The organism is Erysipelothrix inopinata (assembly GCF_014396165.1).
Lineage (GTDB): Bacteria > Bacillota_I > Bacilli_A > Erysipelotrichales > Erysipelotrichaceae > Erysipelothrix > Erysipelothrix inopinata.
This window is the reverse complement of record NZ_CP060715.1, coordinates 2,061,033-2,084,801: the sequence shown is the minus strand read 5'-3', so window position 1 is coordinate 2,084,801 and position 23,769 is coordinate 2,061,033. Positions and strand designations below refer to the sequence as shown.

11 protein-coding genes are annotated in these 23,769 nt (G+C 35.1%); 9 read left to right on the top strand and 2 right to left on the bottom strand.

From position 1 onward, the window contains the following. The first annotated feature begins 36 nt into the window (after positions 1–36). The 3 genes from H9L01_RS09965 to H9L01_RS09955 all read left to right on the top strand — a co-directional run bounded on the left by H9L01_RS09965 (position 37) and on the right by H9L01_RS09955 (position 6,816). Positions 37–792: a hypothetical protein gene (locus H9L01_RS09965; RefSeq protein ID WP_187533801.1), complete on the top strand. Its 756-nt coding sequence runs from the start codon at positions 37–39 to the stop codon at positions 790–792. A 2,159-nt stretch (positions 793–2,951) separates the two neighbouring features. Then, entirely contained in the window at positions 2,952–6,194 is a 3,243-nt protein-coding gene (locus H9L01_RS09960) for an InlB B-repeat-containing protein (RefSeq protein ID WP_187533800.1), read from the top strand. Between the two features lie 178 nt (positions 6,195–6,372). Then, positions 6,373–6,816, top strand: a complete 444-nt coding sequence (locus H9L01_RS09955) for a hypothetical protein (RefSeq protein ID WP_223151026.1) — start codon at positions 6,373–6,375, stop codon at positions 6,814–6,816. A 54-nt stretch (positions 6,817–6,870) separates the two neighbouring features. On the opposite strand, the gene H9L01_RS09950 is transcribed toward H9L01_RS09955, so the two are convergent. Then, entirely contained in the window at positions 6,871–7,317 is a 447-nt protein-coding gene (locus H9L01_RS09950; protein WP_187533798.1) for a hypothetical protein, read from the bottom strand. 299 nt (positions 7,318–7,616) lie between these two features. Between H9L01_RS09950 and H9L01_RS09945 the strand changes: the two genes are divergently transcribed. From H9L01_RS09945 to H9L01_RS09925, 5 genes are all read left to right on the top strand, one after another. Next, positions 7,617–16,562, top strand: a complete 8,946-nt coding sequence (locus tag H9L01_RS09945; RefSeq protein ID WP_187533797.1) for a Cna B-type domain-containing protein — start codon at positions 7,617–7,619, stop codon at positions 16,560–16,562. Positions 16,563–16,700: 138 nt separating this feature from the next. Next, positions 16,701–18,089 (top strand): Y-family DNA polymerase, encoded by a 1,389-nt coding sequence (locus H9L01_RS09940; protein WP_187533796.1) that lies wholly within the window; start codon positions 16,701–16,703, stop codon positions 18,087–18,089. Further along, positions 18,055–18,432, top strand: a complete 378-nt coding sequence (locus H9L01_RS09935; protein WP_187533795.1) for a hypothetical protein — start codon at positions 18,055–18,057, stop codon at positions 18,430–18,432. The genes H9L01_RS09940 and H9L01_RS09935 overlap by 35 nt, the downstream gene beginning before the upstream one ends. 156 nt (positions 18,433–18,588) lie before the next feature. Then, complete coding sequence (locus H9L01_RS09930) at positions 18,589–19,479, top strand: ROK family protein (RefSeq protein ID WP_187533794.1); 891 nt, start codon at positions 18,589–18,591, stop codon at positions 19,477–19,479. After that, the gene (locus H9L01_RS09925) at positions 19,476–20,792 is read left to right on the top strand and encodes a 6-phospho-beta-glucosidase (protein ID WP_187533793.1); all 1,317 of its coding nucleotides are present in this window, start codon (positions 19,476–19,478) and stop codon (positions 20,790–20,792) included. The genes H9L01_RS09930 and H9L01_RS09925 overlap by 4 nt, the downstream gene beginning before the upstream one ends. A 48-nt stretch (positions 20,793–20,840) precedes the next feature. Here H9L01_RS09925 and H9L01_RS09920 read toward each other — a convergent pair whose 3' ends face one another. After that, positions 20,841–22,166: a PTS sugar transporter subunit IIC gene (locus H9L01_RS09920; protein WP_187533792.1), complete on the bottom strand. Its 1,326-nt coding sequence runs from the start codon at positions 22,164–22,166 to the stop codon at positions 20,841–20,843. A 151-nt stretch (positions 22,167–22,317) separates the two neighbouring features. On the opposite strand from H9L01_RS09920, the gene H9L01_RS09915 reads away from it, so the two are divergent. Beyond that, positions 22,318–23,670, top strand: a complete 1,353-nt coding sequence (locus H9L01_RS09915; RefSeq protein WP_187533791.1) for an aminotransferase-like domain-containing protein — start codon at positions 22,318–22,320, stop codon at positions 23,668–23,670. The last annotated feature ends 99 nt before the right edge of the window (positions 23,671–23,769 follow it).

Sequence of the window (23,769 nt, the reverse complement as noted above, 5' to 3'; positions counted from 1 at the left end):
AAAGGAATTAACTGAGGTACACTAGGAGGGCATTTTATGAAAAAAAGAAAACTTTCGATATTAGTCTTTTCACTGTTTATAAGTTTTACTTTGCTTTCAACACCTACTTTCGCAGACAATGAAAGTACAGTTGCTGATGAAACCGTTGCTATTTTGAAGGAGATGGGTGAAGCGGAAATTACAAAAGAAGATGTTTTAACTACTCTAGAGAATCTTAGAGATGAGTACAATCAACGACTTATAGATGAAACAGATCCAATAATTATCAACCAACTCCAAATTCAGGTAGAATCAGTTACTGAGATGATTAATCAACAATCAAATTTGGTTAGTAGACAAGATAGTAGATCCGTCATAACCAGTAGATGTGTAGGACATAATATTAATGTTGCTGCTATTGTTACTTGGTTCAGAAATAATGGATATACTCTATCTGCTGACTTGTTAGTTTATGCTTCAAAAAATACATCAAGTAATAATGTGTATTATCTTGGAAGTGGAAACGTAAATAAAATTAGAGCTACATCTTGGTGGTCATCCGTTAAAGGAAAGTGGCCAATTGCCGGAAGTAGTCGATTTACATCAGGAGACTTATATTATTCGATAAATAAGTTTTCGTACAAACCAGCATCCGTTTATGGAGAGCTTATTATTTCTGACGTATATGACTACACTTATGACACTTCATATCCAGCAATACAGGGAATAGCTGTTAACGCTATGGCAAATGCACAGGCTATGGGGTGTATAACACCATTCAAAGTTAGAGCGAATGTACAAATTATGAGATAAGTTATTATCGATAATTGCCTATAACTGGTACTATCGTTAAATTTGAGTGAAATTATTCCGACAAAATTCAGAAGTAGCCTCATTTTAGAAGATTATTTCAGGCATCGTAAAAATCTAATGTTGGTGAACTTCAATATTATTTTTGAGTTGCGGCTCCATCATATTAAATTATGGCGGAGCTTTTTGTATTTACAATGGTAATATCCTGTTATTAATAAGCAATACTCTTCCTATAAAATCCAAAAGTAAACAACACACGAATACTCTTTTCTTAATTACTTTATTAAGTCATCAGTGTCCTCAAATTTTCTGTTTAAGTAATCGTAGGTCAGCACATAAACCTTGGTATTTTATGATGGCAAAGTATGAGCGTTGGATGTGTGACACTCTAGTGGACACAAAAGGATAAGGAGTCCGTGGGAAACTCAAGAAAAGCAAGAGATTACACAATGACACGAAGATAACGACGAGAGTATACTGAGGATTTTAAAAGACAAATGGTTCAGTTCTACAAAAACGAAAAACACCAAGTAAATAAAACTTAAATCAACTAAAATAGCTTTCTTTATCGTTACAAAGATTTCTCGATATATTGCTATTATGTCGTGTTTTTCCTTGTCATGTAATTTGATGTCATATTCCAAATAAATAACACGGTCGATCAAGGAGATGTAGTCTGAATAGTTTCATAAAGGAAACGTGCTCAGTACTATTCTCATTTTGAATTAACTGTGTCTGGTATTAATAACACATAATTTTCCGTTAAATAATATCGTGGTAGTTGAAAGCAATTTGCTTATCATGGTAGTATATAAAAATTAGTCTTGTGCTTGTCAATAGCTATGCACTGATAAAACTAATTATCATGAGATAATGCAACTGATTTACATTCTGTTGTCACGTACTAAACATCCAAGTGGTCACTTAATCTCTAATTTAATAGGAGTACCGGAGAGATACAGTTTATAGAGTTTCTTTTTTTCTTATGATTCATCTGTTTTTTAGAAAAGTAATTATGGATCAAGTATCTTGAATAACCGAGATTAATACTCAGTTTAGCTTAATGCTCAATCGTAGATAGGCTTTGCTTCTATGATAAGACTTATTGCTGTTTCATATGAAAAACGGCAATAACAATAATAATTCAGTGGTGATTGATGAAAAATAATCTAATGGTTGTATTAGGATAAATACATGGTATAATATTATTACAGATATGATCCATTGCATATGGATCGAGTCCTCAATTCAAAGTTCGACTTTGACCGTGTTGGGGCACCAATAAGAAATCAACCCACATATCAGTGGGTTTTTTTGATGCGTTTTTTTTCGATGGGGATACCATGGGGATACATTTATGAATAGTAATCACTGAAACTTGAAGTAGGCTTGTTGAATAGCATACAATTAGTATATTCGGAGGGGAATCTAAACGCATGAAAATATTTTTTTCGGTATATCAAACGAACATTTGTATTATATCTTATACCAATTCTGATTTACTTTAAATACTTCTCAACTGTTAGTGAAGTAGATTTTACAATCTTTGCACTTTTTATGTTTGCTCCTTTTGCTAACCTCTATAATTTGATACTTCTCTATGTATTAAACTCAGTATTGGATCCATCGGAAACCAGCCCAGTAGGAACTACAATTTTTTATCAATTAATATATTATTGTTTCATTAGTATATTTTTGTTAGTAGTAATACAATTTCCAAATGTAAATATTCTTCACATCGTGTTTATACTTCAAGTTATTTTAGCGTCAAACTGGATTGCATTTTTATTATTTTCCTTTTTTAAATCAAGAAGTGATAAAAGGAATGCTCCTAAAGTAGAGAAGTAATTACCGGTTTAGAAAATTTATTCAATCCGATTATTATTCTTATCTAAATGAATCTCAGTTTTTTTAATTATTAAAAATGAGCTTCGCTTCGGCATCAAATTGAATAAAATATTTTAGATGTTACTTTGGGAAATGGGAAATATCTAACTAGTGAACTCTAATTTTAATAATTGGAGTTTTTGTTTTTAGAAGTATATTTTTATAGATATTTGCCTGGAATTATTGGTAACATTTATTTTATGTTTTATACAATCACACTCATCTTAAAAAGACAGAAATTGTAGAATGAAGGCAAGAAAGAGGGTTTGATTATGAAAAAAACAATCATAACACTGCTTGCTGTTGGAATCGTATCGCTATCTGTTCCTTATGCAAATGCACATGCGCAGGAGAACACTATAGAAGAAAGTGCAAATATTAGTCAAAATAAGAATGATGTAAACGAAGACAAAGATTTAAATTTACCTGATGATGAAAAAAATGAAAAAACAGAGCAAATTGAAAAAGATGAAATGAGTAATGAATCAGATTCTACTGATCTAGAAGTCCCAGTAGAATCGATAGATGAAATTATAGAAAAAGATAATACTTCGGAAATTACAAATAATGAATCTGATATGTCAGATAATTTAATTTCAAATAAAGGAGATGTTAGTGATAATTCGACTGAGTTGAATATTGAGGGTCAAGTCCAAGATGATAAGGTTAATATTAGTTCGATTTCTAATGTGGGAGAGCTTTTAGCTGCAATTGAAATAGTAGAAGAAGGACAAGAATTAATTCTCGCACCTGATTTTGTTTCTGAACCAATCACTATTACCGTTCCTGATGTATCTTTTACAATTAATGGAAACGGTGTGGTATGGAATTCAGGAAACATTAAGATAATAGGAAACAAGGAAAGTACGCTAACAATCAAAAATATTAATATTGATGGGCAAGGTAGAAATGGATACTTATTTGAAGATAGTAGAACATCTGGTTCATTAATCTTTAAAAATTCTTCAGTATATAATTCTGGAAACTCTGTAATATATATTGGTGTCGATTCACATTTAGATAGAATGCACATTTTTAATAACAAGGGTGTAGGTAATGCATCTGCTATTAAAGTTAATGAAAATGCTCCATTAACGATTTCTAATTCAACTATTGAGAATAATCACGGTTCTGGATACGGATATGAAGCAGGTGCTATTTCATCAAAAAATTACCGTAAAACGATGATCATAGAAAACTCAGTATTTAGAAATAACGTCAATACAACTAAGAATACAGGTCTTCTTGGTGGAAGTGGCGGAGCCATTACAATCAATGATTTATTTGGTTCAATAATTATTAATCAGTCTATCTTTGAAGAAAATAAAGCGTTGGGAGATGTTACATCACCAACAAGTGCGGCAGACGATGGTGGTGCAATTTATGTTCGTGTGTATAATGGTGATGGAATCGTTGATATCAATGGTACTTCATTTATAAGAAATGAAGCGAACGATGATGGTGGCGCAGTATTGTTCGAATCAAGTGGTAAAGGAAAACTGAAAACTTCAATTACTAACTCAACTTTTGTAGAAAATGTTGCAAGAGGAAAGAGTGGTGGAGATAAGTCAGGTGGTGCAATTCAATATTATCGAGGGGGTTCAAAATCAACTTCAAGTAATACGGTTAAAACCTCAACTTTTGTATCAAACCAAAGTGGTGATGAATCTTCCGATAAGGATCAACAAGGTGGTGCAATCGGCTTAAGTCAAAGTTCTTTACTAGCTCCAAGTGTAGCGTTAGATGCAAATATTTTTGTAGCTAATCAGGTCTTTGATGCTAACGGAAGTATTAATGAACAAAGCATGTATAAAGATGTGAGTAATAGTACTTCCATCGATTTAGGAAATAGAAATGTAATTAATATTTCTAATGATCCAACGATTGACGATGCTCTATATGAGGTGTTAGGAGTTACACAACTAAAGCTAGCATTTAACGAATCACACATCCATGCAGGAACTGATAATGAAGTAATACCAACTGTAATGATAAGACCTGGTAGTATCGCAGATAATACCTATAAAGGGAATGCTGAATTAGGAAGTATCGGTCAAAGAGGATTACCACGTGATAAAGATCACGGATCAATCCAAATTGCTTCAATACAATATGATGCAAATGGTGGAGAATTCAATTTATCACCACTTGGGGAGTATGATGGAACTGAATTTTATACAACAAACGAGGAAGGTTTAATCACTAATTATTACCAAGTTGGATATTTAGAGAAAACTGTTCCAGTACTTAATAACAGTGATTTAGAATTGACTCGGGAAGGATATACTTTTGTTGGATGGTCACGTGAACAAGATAATAGTCGTTCAGTCGATCAAATAGTGACGGAAGTTAAACTTACACGATCAACCCCAAAAGTATACGCGGTTTGGGCACCTGTTTCCGATAAATATACTGTAACATACCATGGAAATGGTAATACATCAGGGGCAGTTCCTACAGATAGCGGTGAATATGATGTCAATGAAACAGTAACTGTACTTAATGAAAGTACGTTAGTTAAAGATGGATATAAATTCATGGGTTGGAATACTAAAGTAGATGGATTGGGCATCAATTATGGTGTGGACTCAACTTTCAACATTACAGAGGACACAGATTTATACGCACAATGGGAACTTCAACCAGTAGCGCTGAAATATACTGTTACCTATTATGGAAATGGAAATACATCAGGTCTCGTTCCAGTAGACGGTACTGAATACGATGAAAATGCATTAGTTACTGTACTCGATAAAAATAATCTAGTTAAAGAAGGCTATAAGTTTATGGGATGGAATACTCAAGTAGACGGATCAGGAACAAAATATGATGTAGGATCAATCTTTATCATTACAGAGGACACAGATTTATACGCACAATGGGAACTTGAACCAGTAGCACTGAAATATACTGTTACCTATTACGGAAACGGTAATACATCAGGCCTCGTTCCTGTAGATGGTACTGAATACGATGAAAATGCATTAGTCACAGTACTCGATAAAAATAATCTAGTTAAAGAAGGCTATAAGTTTATGGGATGGAATACTCAAGTAGACGGATCAGGAACAAAATATGATGTAGGATCAATCTTTACCATTACAGAGGACACAGATTTATACGCACAATGGGAACTTGAACTAGTGGCGCTGAAATATACTGTAACCTATCATGGAAATGGTAATACATCAGGTGTGGTTCCTACAGACAATAGTAAATATGATGTCAATGCAACAGTAACTGTATTTGATGAAAACACATTAGTTAACGATGGATATAAATTTATGGGTTGGAATACTAAAGCAGATGGATCAGGCATCAATTATGATGTAGCTTCAACCTTCAACATTATCGAAGATACAAATTTATATGCACAATGGGAGAAAAACTCTAAAGGAATAGTTCTTCCTAATACAGGAGTTTCGAATTATCTCATGATGGTTACATCAGCATTAATTATAAGTGGATTAGGTTTACTACTTTTAGAAAAAAGAAATAAGAAAAACATTGATTAAATAATTGATTTGTCTTGAAGTGAAACAAATACAATGCCAACTCTAATACCTAAGTTTAAGAGATTAGTGTTGGTATTTTACTTTATGGAAGGATTTGTAAGGCTTAAACTTGTTGGAGGGAGTAAAATTGTTATTGTTCGCAGTCAGGGGTATAATAGATCTATAAAGAGGTGAGATGATGGAACCACTCGATAAAGTAATTCTTGATGCCTTGTTGGAAAGACTAACCGAAACTCAAAAATATTCTGATGAATTATATGGATACAGAGATAACTTGCCGGAATATCGTATTTTCAAAAGAATGCTATATGCTGATTATATAGATTCAAATGGTGATCTCATCAAAAATAGTCTTCTTAATCGACCATTATCAGTGGATAAAGGACTGAGTTATGATAGTTTCGTAGAGTTGAGACTCCATACAGGACTTCTTTATCTTCCATCACAAATGGATGAGCTTCGTAAAGATGAAATAGAAGAGGTATTGTATAAAGTAATCGAGGATATCTATGATAACCAAATACACATAGTTTCTGCACGAATGATTATTGATGAAACCATGATTCAAAGTATGTATAAAGAAATTGCAGACCGATTTAAAATTTTAGATTTAAAAGAGTAGAAGCATTGAAATAAAGAAGGGTATCGCTTGATACCCTTCTTTTAAGCTTTGCTATTAAAGCGATTCCTCACGACGATTTAGAATCGTTTTAGCTCTAACCATTTTAATGAATGACCACGCAAGTGGCGGCACAAGACCAAATGATACAAGAATTGCGAAGTATTCCAATTGGTAGTTAACTTGCATCATCCAATATACGACTAAAAGTAACAGACTAGTTAGAGAAACTATCCACAAATTCTTTTTAACTAAGATATTTAAATCGTTATTTGTAAGTTTAATGGTAGTTTTTTTATCATCTTTTTGGTACCAAATAATATTAAGACCAAAAATAATAATAGAAAGGACTAATATTGAAAAAGCTATGATTGATACAATTTGTGAGTTGAAATTCAGTTTCTCACTCAGTGTAATAAGTGCAGCAGTACAAACAAACCAATAATAAATAATTAATATTGCTCTGATGAATTGTTGGAATCTTGATTTTGATTTAGAGATCATGAATTGTGCCTCCGTTTATTTAATAGTATCAATATATAGAACCTATTGTTATCAAATCATATCACGTCTGGGATTTTAGATATATTTGTTTCACTAGAAATCTTTAGTAATAACAAGACTAATCAGTGCTCTTCTTAACTACTAGGAGGAGAACCTTAAAGTTTCGTTTCACAAATCTTTCATAATCTTCATATAATACTCACTCTATTTTCGTTTTGAATACATCGATGTATCGAATTTTGCGTGTATATTTAATTATATATGTACATGACGATAGTCTGTACTAAGAAGGGAAGAATATGAAAAAGAGATTTAGAAATATCTTGTTGACGACCTTGGTCTTAGCCCTCGTTTCGACACAAACTCTTGTTCGGGCAGAAGAATCAATGCAACCTCAAGTTGATTTGGTGAACAAGGAAACCCTGACCGAAACGATCGATAATGATAAGACACAAGAATCTGAGACTCCAAAGCAAAAAACTGTTCAGGTTGCTGCAGCTGCAGCAAATTCTAACATTCAATCTGGCTTATCTTTTGGTCAAAGTGAAAAAGATAGCTACCAAGGGGGAGATACATTTTCGGTTTATACTGATTTAATTATATCCTCAACAGAATCGAATGTTATACCGGAGAATTCTACTTTGAAAATTAATGTGCCAAAGCAGTACATTAATGAATTAAAGGCATCAGATGTCTTAGTAAAAGCTGAGTACTATAAAGATGCATCAGTTCAATTGGTAGGAAATAATTATGTTATCACTATCAAATCAAAAAGTTTGGCGGGAGGAACCGATGTTTCAATTCCAATTAAACTAACGATGAAGGATAATGCACCAGCAAATAATAAAACATTTACTATTTCACAAACGTGGACAACTCCTGATGGTAAAGAAATTGCAGCTAATGAATTGAAAGTCAAAATGTCTGCAACGATGGAAAAACCTTATTTCTCAATTATAGAGAGAGATATGACTGATATAGTAGTAGATGGTATTATCCCAGAGAATACCTCTGATTTCTTCTTGTCAGAAGGAATGACAGGTGTTTCTGGATCTGTGACTAATGACTCCCGAGATCGCCGTGTTTACGCAACAATTCCAGCCGGAGCGAAAATTGTTGATGATGGACTGGGATCATGGAGTTTTGATGGCACCAAATATTATCGCGATTTAACACGAGAAAACTTACATAAAAGTGTTCATGATGGTGAAAAATTTATTTACCCTGGATCTGGGATAAAACTCGATATTTCAGGAATAAATTTGAAAAACACTTCTCAAGCAGAACCTCATGTTATTACCGTACCATTAGAAATTAAAATCGTAGAAAATGGCGTTGTACAAACAGATCTTACAACCAATAATTACAGTGGACAAAATAAATATTTTATTCGCACTGTCGAAGAAAATAACAAATGGCTTGGCGATACTCAGGTTTGGGTAAATTTCGTTGACGAAAATTATAACTATGTTTCATCAAGACCTGAACATTTTACCGATAAGACAAGTGCAACCGCAATCTTAAAATATTCTGAGTTGAACGATAATAAACTTCGTCTTAGAATGACACATAAAAATGCTTCGGGACTTAAAAATGAAGGAGATCCAAATGTTGGACCATCCAAAGCAACGATTGAAACATCTACTTTAGATGTTCCATCATTTATGAATGTCGAAGAATTTAGAATTGGCTTTATTGGTTCTGTTGAGGAATCTGATAAAGCGATACTAAATAGTAAAATAAATGGTACAAAGGTGTACGGAGTTAAAGGAACTGATAGAGTTCTTCTAGGAACTATTAATACTGGAACCTCTGGCTCGAGTGTTGAATCAACATTTAATGGATCAGAATGGGTCAAAGCAGGTCAAAAAGGAGATTTTACAAAAGTTTTATTTGAATATCCTAATGGTGGAATTTCATTTACTAAAGATGAGGGAAGCATTGATCTTTTAGATAAAGTTCACTCTGAAGTTATTTTTACACCGAGCGAGAAATCGTTTGAAGAACTTAAGGAAAAATTTAATACAAACTCAGCTCTTCCTAAGAGTGAATTTGAATCGAATGTTCAAGTCATTGCATCAATTGAAGGAAATACTGGAATCAAATCAACCTTCCAAACAACTAAAAAGGCTAAAGTATTGATCAATCTTGAATATGCTCAAGTTGGTAGAAATGATGTTTTAAGATCCTTGGAAGGAAATACATTCTTCCCAGGAGATGAATTCACACTAATGATGCGTTCATATGCTTCTATTTTAGGAGATGCATCTTACTCTGCACGTGCAGAAAATCCGAACGTATATTACTTACTTCCAGAAGGTTTTGAAGTAACTGGTGATAATAGCCAATTCTTTGAAAGCATTAAAACATTAAAGAACTTTAAAAATGGCCAAACACTTGTCATTGCGAAGCCAGTTAAAGTTTTTGATGTAAAAGGAAAACCAGGATTTTATTCTGATTCTGCAACCCATGAATATCAATTGAAAATCAAGGTGTCAGAGCGAGTTAAAGAAAAAACATATGAATTTGATGCAGCTTATATGCAAGATAATAACAAGCTAAAAACTGTAAATGGAAAACAAGTTGGATTTGTTACTGAAAATCATTTTTGGAATAATTCCTGGTTGGATATCATTCAAGATGGTGATAACCGATTGGATGCTCCAAAGAGCATTGTTAATTTTGGCAAAATTAATGTAACCATCAAGCCTGCCCGAGTATTCTCATCCTATAATGAAGTAAAGAATCCAGATAAATCAGGATCACAATTTGCTTCATCGACAGGTCGTGACGCAACACGTGGAAGCAAAGTAGATTATCGTTGGAATCTTGTCAATGATAGTTCATCTGCAATTAACTCAATGACATTGATCAATGTACTCCCTTATCCAGGAGATGTTTCGATTGTTGCCAATAGTGATGGTTCACATACTCCTAGAGGATCTCAATTTAAGACTCCATTAACTCAAGCTATCAGTTCTGATACGTTTGATATCTATTATTCAGTTGATGAACCTCTAAAAGATGTGAAGAATGAACCAAGTGTTAACTGGGTAAGCTCAGTTTCTGATTATAGTAAAGTAACGATGATTAAGGCGGTACTGAAATCAGGAAAAACTGTGGGAGTTAATCAAACTGTTCAATTATTTACTAACAACGTTATTCCAAATAATCCAAATATCAAAGATAACGATATCGCATTCAATAACTTTGCGCTAACTCTTAATGAAGGTACAACCTACATGGATGCACCGGGTGCAGAAGCAAGAGTTTATCTTGAACGTGACGATGTTGTCATCGAAAAAGTGGATGAATTTAATAAAAATCTCAAACTTGAAGGTGCACAGTTTAGTGTTTATGACTCACGAGACCGTCTTGTCTTAAGTAATCTTGTGACGAATTCAAATGGTAATGTAACACTCCCTAACCTTGCGGTAGGTGAAAGTTATTACCTTGTTGAAACTAAAGCACCTGCAGGGTATATTGCCCAAGAAGGTAAGATTCCGTTTACAGTTAAATCAGGAACCAATACCCTTCAAGTTATTAACTCGAAGAATGAAAAAACTTCAGTTACCGTTACGAAAGAATGGGTAGGTGGACCAGACGTCCATCCAACGATTTCTGTACAACTCTTCCAAAATGGTAATAAACTGGGAGCGCCCGTAGAACTAGAAAACGGAACGAACTCATATACTTGGTCAGGACTAAATGCCAAAGATCCAAGTGGTAATAAGTATATCTATACCGTTGATGAAGTAAGTCAACTTCCAAACTATGAGAAAGAAATTAATGGAACTCATATCATTAATAAATTCGTAGAAAACAAAACGATAAATATTAGTGGTACTAAAACATGGGAAGATGCATCCAATAAAGAAGGCCTTCGTCCAGGTTCAATCAAGGTAAGACTTCATGCCAATGGCACAGAACTCAATCTTGAACCAACATGGGTTAAGAATGGTGATACATGGACCTATACATTTGAAAACGTACCCGAAAAAGAAAATGGAACCGTAATTCAATATACGATTACCGAAGATGAAGTCGCAAACTATACTTCAAACGTAACTGGTAAAAACATTACGAACTCACGAACAGTAAGTAAACGCAATGTAACGGGTACAAAAACATGGGAAGATGCATCCAATAAAGAAGGCCTTCGTCCAGGTTCAATCAAGGTAAGACTTCATGCCAATGGCACAGAACTCAATCTTGAACCAACATGGGTTAAGAATGGTGATACATGGACCTATACATTTGAAAACGTACCCGAAAAAGAAAATGGAACCGTAATTCAATATACGATTACCGAAGATGAAGTCGCAAACTATACTTCAAACGTAACTGGTAAAAACATTACGAACTCACGAACAGTAAGTAAACGCAATGTAACGGGTACAAAAACATGGGTTGATAATAATGACAGTGATGGTCTCAGACCTGAAACAGTCGAAATTACATTATTCGCTGATGGTACCAAAGTAGAAGCAACACCAACATGGAAAACTGATTCTAAGAATGTGTGGAGCTATACTTACTCAAATCTTGATAAGTATGCAAATGGTAAAGAAATTGAATATACTGTCGAAGAAACTAAAGTAGACGGATATGATAAACTTATCGTCGGCTTAGACATCACAAACACTCACAAAGCAGATACAAAAACCGTATCTGGAACGAAAGTTTGGGATGATAATAAGAACCAAGATGGTATCCGACCTGATGAAGTTTCAATCATTCTTTACGCAAATGGACAAGAAGTAAAAGCATCACCAATTTGGACAAATACGAATAAGGATACATGGAATTTCACGTATCCATCATTACCAAAATTTGCGAATGGTGAAGAAATTACGTATACCGTCGATGAGAAAGTAGTTCCAGAAGGATATACTAAAGATGTCCAAGAATTTACGATTACAAACAGTCATACACCAAGTAAGATTGATGTGACAGGTACGAAGACATGGGACGATAATAAGAACCAAGATGGCATTCGACCTGAAGAAATCAAAATTACACTCTATGCAAATGGTGAAAAAGTAACGGCAGAACCAACATGGGTTAAAGGTGAACACTCATGGAGCTATACCTTTGCAGGACAACCTGAATTCAAAGGTGGCCAATTAATTACATATACTGTGACTGAAGAAGAAGTACCAGGGTATACTACAAAGATAACTGGACGAGATATCATAAACAGTCATAAAGCTGATACACGATCCGTAACAGGGGTTAAGACATGGGATGATGCAAGCAATATCGCAGGATTCAGACCCGAAGAGATTACAGTTAAACTTCATGCCAATGGTACAGAGCTTAATCTTAAACCAACATGGACCAAGGCAGAAAATACTTGGACCTATACATTTGAAAATTTACCTGAAAAAGAAAATGGTGTTGATATTGAATATACCGTAACTGAAGAAGCTGTCGAACACTACACAACAGATATTCAAGGACTCAATATTACAAACAGTCATACACCAAGTAAGATTGATGTGACAGGAACGAAGACATGGGACGATAATAAGAACCAAGATGGCATCCGACCTGAAGAAATCAAAATTACACTCTATGCAAATGGTGAAAAAGTAACGGCAGAACCAACATGGGTTAAAGGTGAACACTCATGGAGCTATACCTTTGCAGGACAACCTGAATACAAAGGTGGTCAATTGATTACCTATACTGTGACTGAAGATACAGTGCCAGGCTATACACCTAAGATTACAGGCTTAGATATCACAAACAGTCATAAAGCTGATACACGATCCGTAACAGGGGTTAAGACATGGGATGATGCAAGCAATATCGCAGGATTCAGACCCGAAGAGATTACAGTTAAACTTCATGCCAATGGTGCAGAGCTTAATCTTAAACCAACATGGACCAAGGCAGAAAATACTTGGACCTATACATTTGAAAATTTACCTGAAAAAGAAAATGGTGTGGATATTGAATATACCGTAACTGAAGAAGCTGTCGAACACTACACAACAGATATTCAAGGACTCAACATTACAAACAGTCATACACCAAGTAAGATTGATGTGACAGGTACGAAGACATGGGACGATAATAAGAACCAAGATGGCATCCGACCTGAAGAAATCAAAATTACACTCTATGCAAATGGCGAAGAAGTAACGGCAGAACCTACATGGATTAAAGGTGAACACTCATGGAGCTATACCTTTGCAAATCAACCTGAATACAAAGGTGGTCAATTGATTACCTATACTGTGACTGAAGATACAGTACCAGGGTATACACCTGAGATTACAGGTTTAGATATCACAAACAGTCATAAGGCTGATACACGATCCGTAACAGGGGTTAAGACATGGGATGATGCAAGCAATATCGCAGGATTCAGACCCGAAGAAATTGAGATTACCCTTTACGCTAATGGTGAAAAAGTAAACGCAGAACCTTCATGGACCAAAGCTGAAAATACTTGGACCTATGAATTTGCGAATCTTGAAGTGAAAGAAAATGGTGTCGATATTGAATATACCGTAACTGAAGAAGCTGTCGAGCACTACACTACAGATATTCAAGGACTCAATATTACAAACAGTCACACACCAAGTAAGATTGATGTGATAGGTACGAAGACATGGGACGATAATAAGAACCAAGATGGTATCCGACCTGAAGAAATCAAAATTACACTCTATGCAAATGGCGAAGAAGTAACGGCAGAACCTACATGGGTTAAAGGTGAACACTCATGGAGCTATACCTTTGCAGGACAACCTGAATTCAAAGGTGGCCAATTGATCACTTATACAGTGACTGAAGATACAGTACCAGGATACACACCTAAGATTACAGGCTTAGATATCACAAACAGTCATAAAGCTGATACGAAAGTGGTAACCGGCATTAAGACATGGGATGATGCAAGTAATATCGCAGGATTCAGACCAGCAGAAATTGAGATTACCCTTTACGCTAATGGTGAAAAAGTAAACGCAGAACCAACATGGACCAAAGCTGAAAATACTTGGACCTATGAATTTGCGAATCTTGAAGTGAAAGAAAATGGTGTCGATATTGAATATACCGTAACTGAAGAAGCTGTCGAGCACTATACAACAGATATTCAAGGACTCAATATCACAAACAGTCATACACCAAGTAAGATTGATGTGACAGGTACGAAGACATGGGACGATAATAAGAACCAAGATGGTATTCGACCTGAAGAAATCAAAATTACACTCCATGCAAATGGCGAAGAAGTAACGGCAGAACCAACATGGGTTAAAGGTGAACACTCATGGATCTATACCTTTGCAGGACAACCTGAATACAAAGGTGGCCAATTGATTACCTATACTGTGACTGAAGATACAGTGCCAGGGTATACACCTAAGATTACAGGCTTAGATATCACAAATACTCATAAAGCTGATACGAAAGTGGTAACCGGCGTTAAGACATGGGATGATGCAAGTAATATCGCAGGATTCAGACCTGAAGAAATCAAGATTACCCTTTACGCTAATGGTGAAAAAGTAAATGCAGAACCAACATGGACCAAAGCAGAAAATACTTGGACCTATGAATTTGCGAATCTTGATGTAAAAGAAAATGGTGTGGATATTGAATATACCGTAACTGAAGAAGCTGTCGAGCACTATACAACAGATATTCAAGGACTCAATATCACAAACAGTCATACACCAAGTAAGATTAATGTCGAAGGAACAAAAACATGGAAGGATTCCTCGGATCAAGACGGAAAACGACCAGAGACAATTGTAGTAACACTTTACGCAAATGGTGAAAAAGTAGATACCGATGCAGTTTGGAGTCAAACAGATGAAGATGTTTGGAACTATGTATTCGCAGATCAACCTGAGTATAAAGGTGGCGAACTGATTGAATATACAGTTAAAGAAGATGACGTTGTAGGCTATACAACTAAGATTGAAGGCCTCAATATCACAAACTCCCGAGCAACTGAAGTTAGAACAATTACCGGAACGAAAGTATGGAATGATAATGATAACCAAGATGGTATCCGACCAGAAAATATTGTCGTTAAGTTAATTGCGAATGGTAAGAAACTCGAAGTAAAACCAGAATGGATTAAGAATGGTAATACATGGAGTTACAAATTTGCGAACCTACCTAAGTATGCAAATAAAGAAATCATTAATTACGTGATTGAAGAGCTTGGTGTTGATGGTTATACCGCAAAAATAACAGATTACAATCTTGTGAATACTCATGAAGTTTCATTAATCAATATTGAAGGAACGAAGACATGGGATGATCATAAGAACCAAGATGGTATCCGCCCAGAAGCTGTGGAAGTAGCACTTTATGCAAATGGCGAAAAAGTGGATGTGAAACCAGTTTGGACTCAAACAGAAGGTGATGTATGGCATTATGTCTTTGAAAACCAACCAGAATTTAAAGCTGGAGAAAAAATAACATATACAGTAGATGAAACAGAAGTAGCTGGTTATGTTAAGGGAATCGAAGGATACAGTATTACCAACACTCACAAACCATCTGTAGTTGAAATAAAAGGACAAAAAGAATGGGTTGATGAATCCAATCAAGATGGACTTCGTCCAGAAGCAATCACAGTGACACTCTTCAAAAATGGAGAAGCTCAAGATGTGAAAGCACAATGGACCAAAGCAGAAAACACATGGAGTTATACATTTGGAGAACTTCCAGAATATGAAAATGGAGAGAAACTTGTATACACCATTACAGAAGAAGCTGTGGCAGGCTATAGCTCAGTAGTAAATGGATTGAATCTCGTAAATACACACGAAGTATCCCTTATTGATCTTGAAGGTCAAAAAATATGGGACGATAATTCGAATAAAGAGAACAAACGACCAGAAAGCATTACCGTAAATCTTTATGCGAATGGCGAGAAGGTAGATGTGAAACCAGAATGGACTAAGGGAAATGATACATGGAACTATACATTCAAATCATTACCAGAGTTTAAAGCTGGAGCGAAAATCATCTATACAGTCGACGAAGAAGCTGTAGCGAATTATGAATCCGCAATTGATGGATTTACAATTACCAATACAGTGAAAGAAACAGTTGATCCAGAAAAACCAAATCCAGAGAAACCAAAACCAACACTTCCAGGTACTGGAGTGGCAAGTGATGGGACCTTGGTACTTGCAGGACTCGCTTCAATCATAGGAGGCTTGAAATTAAGATCAAAAAGCCGTAAGAAAGAAGAAGAGGAAGCATAGCTAATTTATAAAAATTCTGAAAGACTCTATCACATGAAGTGGTAGAGTCTTTTAATATATTCTTATTTTATTACAAAATAGATGCCGTAATTTGTCTCATATTTAAGTTATAATATAAGAAGAAAAGGAGGTGGTGTTATGGAAGAAAGACTTGAGTTTGATTATCAAAAAGAGCCCTCACGAGATATCTTGTGCATTGATTGTAAGAGTTTCTATGCTTCATGCGAAGCAGTAGCCTTAAATTTAAATCCTTTGAAGGCAAAGTTGGTCGTTATGAGTTATCCAAGTGATAGTCCTGAAGAACGAGGAAGTGGTCTCATTCTTGCTTCAAGCCCTGAAGCGAAGAAAGCATACAATATTAGCAACGTAAGTAGAGCTCGAGATTTACCATTTCCCTATCCGGATGATCTTTTTATTGCACCGCCACGAATGCACCTTTATATGAAAATTCATAAACAAATTAATAATATATATCGAAGATTTGTTGATGATGAAAATGTTGCGACATATTCGGTTGATGAAACATTTTTAGATGTAACGGATTCGTTGTCTTATTTTAATTGTAGTACCCCATATGAACTTGCAAAGTTGATTCAAATCACTGTATATGAGGAAACAGGGATCTATACGACTGTCGGTATTGGTGATAACCCACTATTAGCAAAATTAGCTCTGGACATTGAAGCTAAGCATAATAAAGATATGAAAGCTGAGTGGCGATATGAAGATGTTTGTACTAAATTGTGGCCTGTGAAGGAAATAACTGATATTTGGGGTATTGGAAAAAGAACAGCAAAGAGATTGGAAAAATTGGGTATACATTCTGTATATGATTTAGCGCAAGCAGATTACTATATGCTAAAAAAAGAAATGGGTATTCTGGGTACACAACTTTATGCACATGCATGGGGAATAGATCGTACATTTCTTGGTGAGCACTACACTCCTAAGTCTAAAACAATTGGGAACTCACAAGTCTTGAATCGTGATTATTATGATAAAAAACAAATCGAAGTGGTAATTCGTGAGATGGCTGATCAAGTCGCCACACGTTTACGGAAAGAAAATGTTCAAACACGATGTGTTAGTCTATGGGTAGGTTACTCTCTAAGTTATGTTGACGATGAGGGTAAAACAGGATTTCATAAACAAGTGAATATCGAAGCAACCAATAATAGTCATCGCATTGCGGAAACATTGCTGTCTATTTTTGATAAGTATTATGATATCCAAATTGTGAGAAATATAGCAGTGAATTGTACAAAATTAGATCATTGTCGCCAAGAACAGATTAATTTGTTTGAACCTGTTGAATTGAAAGACAAAGAAAAAAAACTCGATGCAGCAGTTGATCTTGTGAGAAATAAGTATGGTTTTAAAACAATGGTTTATGCTAGCAGTCTTACGGATGGGGGTCGTGCAATAGCTCGAAGCTCTCTTGTCGGAGGACATGCGGGTGGTTTGGAAGGAATCGGAAGTGAGGAAGCAAATCATGGAACGAAAAAGAACAAAAAAAGTATTCGTTGATTACAATGATTATCACGATCGTCCTTTTGGACTAAAATGGGGAACTGCTTTTTCACTGGCGGAATTAACTAAAGTGATTACAGAAGGACAAGATGAAGCTTTAAATCAAGTTAAAGAATTACCGATTATGAGTCGTTTAGAAATTGATGAAGTACTACAATATGCATTTTTGAAATCAAAAACCATCTCAATACAGTTAAATATAAGAGATGATAACCAAAATCTTTTGGAAAGTATTGTCGGAAAATTTGAAGGTATTGCTGATGATGAATACTTGTATCTTGGAGAAACTGAAATTGCTTGGGAGAGTATTCGAAATATTGCAATCGTGAAAGTAGATTAAATGATAATTCTGAAAAATAATAAAAGAACAAGTTGACATTTAGACTTGTTCTTTTTTCTATAGGTGTAGTTGATTTGTACTGGTACATTGATGATTTGGTTCTGTTGTAGAGACAGATTTGAGGATGTATCATAAAAGTGGAAAGGTGATAGAATAATGAGATATTTAGGAATTGATATCGGTGGAACTGAAATCAAACATGGGCTGTATGATGAACTTGGAAATTCACTCGTTCACGACCCGAGACCGATTAAAAGTGTTCGAGATAACTTTGAAGAAATACTAGACATTATTGATACAATAGTATCCAAATATTCAGATTTAGACGGAATAGGATTAAGTATTCCGGGAGCTGTAAATACTGATTCTGGAATAATTATAGAGGGAGGAGCAATTCCAACTCTATCAAATAAATATCTAGGAGAAATCATTGAACAACGTACTGGAATCCGTACTGTTCTCGAAAATGATGCGAACTGTGCCACCTTAGCTGAACACTGGACGGGTAATGGTGTAGGAAGTAGCAATTTAGTTTGTATCACAATTGGAAGTGGAATTGGTGGAGGAATAATCATCAACAACCAATTATATCATGGGAGTAATTTTATGGCAGGCGAGTTTGGATATATGATAACAAAAGAATTTAGTAATTATACTGACTATGAAATTATGAGCGAGAATAGTGCAACTGAGGCATTGGTGAATAAAGTATCTAAATTATTTGGTATTTCCGATGGCGAATTTTCAGGGAGGAATGTATTTGAACTATTAAGCTCAGAAAACGAACCATTGCTCCAAATATACGATGAATGGATACGTTGTCTCAGTACAGGAATTTACAACATCGCGTTTTCAATAGATCCCGATACAATTTTATTGGGTGGTGGTGTCAGTGCATCATCTAAACTAATTCAAGATGTTAAAAGTGCACTTCAGAAAATGACCCCATATTATAAAATATGGAATATTGATGTTTGTAAACATCATAATGATGCTGGCAAGATTGGTGCAGCCTATTATTGTATGAAAACGGAGGAAAAACAATGAAAAAAATTAAAGTAGTTACTATTGGTGGAGGTAGTTCATATACTCCAGAATTGGTTGAGGGATTCATTTTAAGACATAGAGAGTTACCAATTAGTGAATTGTGGCTGGTTGATATAGAAGAGGGTAGGGAAAAATTAGAGATTGTAGGAGCGTTAGCAAAGCGGATGGTTGAAGAAGCTGGTGTAAATATGACAATTCACTTAAGCTATGACCGAAAAGAAGCTTTAAAAGATGCAGACTATGTAACAACGCAAATGCGAGTGGGGCAGCTTCAAGCAAGAATACTAGATGAGAGAATTCCAATATCACATGGTATGATTGGTCAAGAAACAAATGGGGCGGGGGGAATGTTCAAAGCATTTAGAACTATTCCTGTCATTTTGGAAATTGTTAAAGACATGGAGGAGCTTTGTCCTGATGCATGGTTGATTAATTTTACGAATCCTGCAGGTATGGTTACGGAAGCAGTCTTGAGGTATACAAATTTTAAAAAGGTCATTGGTTTATGTAACGTTCCTTTTGATATGAAACACACTTTCGCAGATATGTTAGAATTAGATCCTGAGGAAATTTCAATGGAGCTTAGTGGTGTAAACCATCATGTATTCGTTACTGATGTCTATCATAAAGGGGCATCTATTCTAGATAAAGTGATTGATAAATATACTGAAGAGAGTGAAAAAGCGCTGGCTATGAAAAACTTTGAAGCACTCTCTTATTCGCCAGAATTTTTAAGAGGTCTTGGTGCGATACCTTGTCCTTACCATAACTACTATTACTTCACTGAAGAACAACTCAATACTCAACTCGAAGAGTTTAAAACAGGCACAGTAAGAGGGGAAGTTGTAAAAAAACTTGAAGATGAACTTTTTGAACTTTATAAAGATCAATCTCTTAAAGTTAAACCAAAACAACTAGAACAACGTGGCGGGGCACATTACTCTGATGCAGCCTGTAGTTTGATTCATTCAATTCATAATAATTCCTGTGACATTCAATATGTAAATGTACGTAACAATGGGGCAATCACTAACTTGCCACTTGATAGTGCAATTGAGGTAGCGTGTGTCATCACTTCAGATGGTCCAAAACCGATTGCAGTTGGGGAATTAAATCCCAAGATTAATGGTACAATTCAAACAATCAAATCATTTGAAAGAATGGTTTGTGAAGCTGCGGTTACAGGTGATTATGATTTAGCTGTTACTGCATTGAGTTCGAATCCATTATGCCCCAGTGATGCATTGGCAAATCGAGTAGTATCAGAATTGATGGAAGCACATAAAGATTTCTTACCACAGTTTCATAACTAATAATCGCTATTATTACAAAAAACCCATCTCATTCGAGATGGGTTTTCATTAGATAGAATCTTCCATTTTGTTAGCAATCATAATAAATGGCATGTAAATTAGTATTGCTATAACTAAAGTGGCGAATGCTAGAATTGCAGCTTTTATATCTCCTCCTGTTGCAAGGAATGCATTAAGTACAGGTGGAACGACCCAAGGTGGATCAATGTAAACGAAACCGGCAAACGGTATTACAGCAGTAAATAACCAACCAATAAATACTGTTATTGGTGGAATAATAATAAATGGAATTGCTAAAATTGGATTTAATACAATTGGCAATCCATAAATAATTGGTTCATTAATTTGGAAAACCCCTGGCATTAAAGACATCTTAGCCAATGATTTGTATTCGGTTCTTTTTGATACTAAGAATATAGCAATAATCAGAGCTAGTGTTGCACCACTGCCGCCATGCATACCATATAAGTCTAACATGTTACGTGTGATTGCATTTGTAGGAGCGACTCCTTTAATCATAATAGCTTCTGCATTTGCTGCAAGAGCTGGTGAATACATTGTGTCTAAAACAGGACCGATAATTGTGATTCCATGAAGACCAAAGAACCATAATATTTGGGCAATAAATACTAGCAATATAAATGTAAATGGTGACTGACCTAATTTTGTTAGTGGAACCTGAATAGCATTATTGATGAACTGTTGCATTGGTATTCCAAGACCTTCTTGGAAACATACTGAAACGATACCAAAGAAGGTTAATACAAAGAATGCTGGAATCATAGCAGAGAATGCTTTTGATACTGCTGGTGGTACTTTGTCTGGCATTTTTATCGTCCAGCCCTTGTTTACTACCCAGTTAAAGATTTCTGTAGAAATCATGGCAACAATTAATCCGGTAAATATAGCTTCCGAGTTGAATGATGTCCAAGAAATTGTACCCCATTCTCCGCCTTCGACTGCTTGTGGTAATAGTATTAAATAAGATACCACTGCGAGAACACCAGCAGATAGTGCATCTTGTTTATAATGCTCAGCAAGTTTATAAGCAATCGTAAACACACTAAATATAATACCAAGAGCAAGTGTTCCCCACCACATTTGCTCCAATACCGGTACAAGTGTTCGGTCAAGCACGGGTTGAATATTTTCGGCATAAAAGCTTAGTTTGTTAAGCATAGTTCCGAATAACGATTCAGAAGTAAAAATTACTTCTTTAAACATAACAACTAATGCACCAGACATACTTACTGGCATTGTTGCAATAAAACCATCACGTAATGCTACTAAATGTCTCTGGTTACCAATTGCACTTGCTATAGGCAAGAAGTGTTCTTCAAGCCATGATGCAAATTTCTCCATGAGATTTGTCATGTAATATTTCTCCTCCTCTAATGAGCTGTTAGCCCTTACACCTATAAGTTAACGTGAAAGCAACTTACAAGCAATTGCATCAACAAGCGTTTGTACTAGTACACGCTATGAAATGGTCTACAATATGTTAAACTGTAAAAAGAGGTGAGTTATGTTAAAGTATGAGAAAATAGCACACGACTTAAAAAATAAGATACTTAATGGAGAAATTTTACCTGGAGAGCGATTTGAATCAATACGATTTCTTTCGAAAGAGTATAATTGTAGTAAGGGAACAGTGATAAAAGCATTTGATATATTGCGCTACGAACATATAGTGTACTCCAAAGCAAATAGCGGATTCTACGTTGCGGACGATTTATTAAGGGATGAAGAAGAGAATGGAAATATAATGGATTTAGGAACAGGGAATCCTACCGTTGATACTTTTTCTATTATCGAAGCAAAACATGTTTTAAATATTGCTGTTGATTTATATAGAAATAATTCGTTGGAATCAGATGTTCGTGGAATGTCATCCTTAAATGAACTGATGGTTGATCATCTTGAAAATTATGATATCTACTGCAAAACCGAGAATTTTTTCTTAACTCAAGGCGTAATACAAACCGTATCTGTATTATCAAGAATGGAATTTCCAAACGGTAATACACGAGTTCTTTTAGAATCTCCAACATATACATTTTGTAATGAAATGATGCATTCACTCGGATTAGACGTTGTTACAATTAACCGCAACGAAGAGGGTATTGACTTAGTTGAGTTAGAACGTATATTTAAAGAAGAATCTATAAAGTTTTTCTATATTGTCCCTCGAAATCACAATCCATTAGGAACTGCTCTGAGTCATTCACAACGAAAAGAAATTGTTCGACTTGCACATCAATATGAAGTGTATATTGTTGAGGATGATTACTTCAATGATTCTTATGCAATTCCGAAATATTCGCCACTATATTATTTTTCTGATTTTAAAAATTGTATTTATATGAAATCATATTCTAAGTTATTTCCATATATTAGAATTGGGTATGTTGTAGTCCCAGATGATTTAACGGATTCGTTTTCCGAAGCAGCAGATGAAAACTATTTTTTATCATATCATATGCCGGATTTAGTATCGCAAGCGACATTAGAGGCAGCAGTAAGATCAGATATTTTAGTCACAAATGCTCAATCAGTGTCAGATAGTTTAACACAAAAACTTAAAATTGCTCGTGAAGTTACACGAAAATGGGACTCAAAAATAGCAGAACATATAGGTGGGGACTGTGGATACTACTCAACAATTAGATTATCAAAAGTAATCGATGTTGAACAACTGATTCGTGAATGTGAAAAAAACTCGATTATTGTTTCTTCTAATAGAATGGCATTTTACAATAAAGACGATTATGACAACTCGATACGTATCTCAATGTCTCGAATTAAGATTAAACAGGTTTCTAAAGCGCTGACACTACTCTATGAAATTATTAATGAGGTTTATTTAACATCACTTTAGGTGATGTTTTTTTGTACTAGTTCAAACGATGGTTGAGAAGATTGTTGAAAGAGTTAAGGTTTGATAGGCTAGTGAAGAAAGGGCTATCAGTCCGTAGGA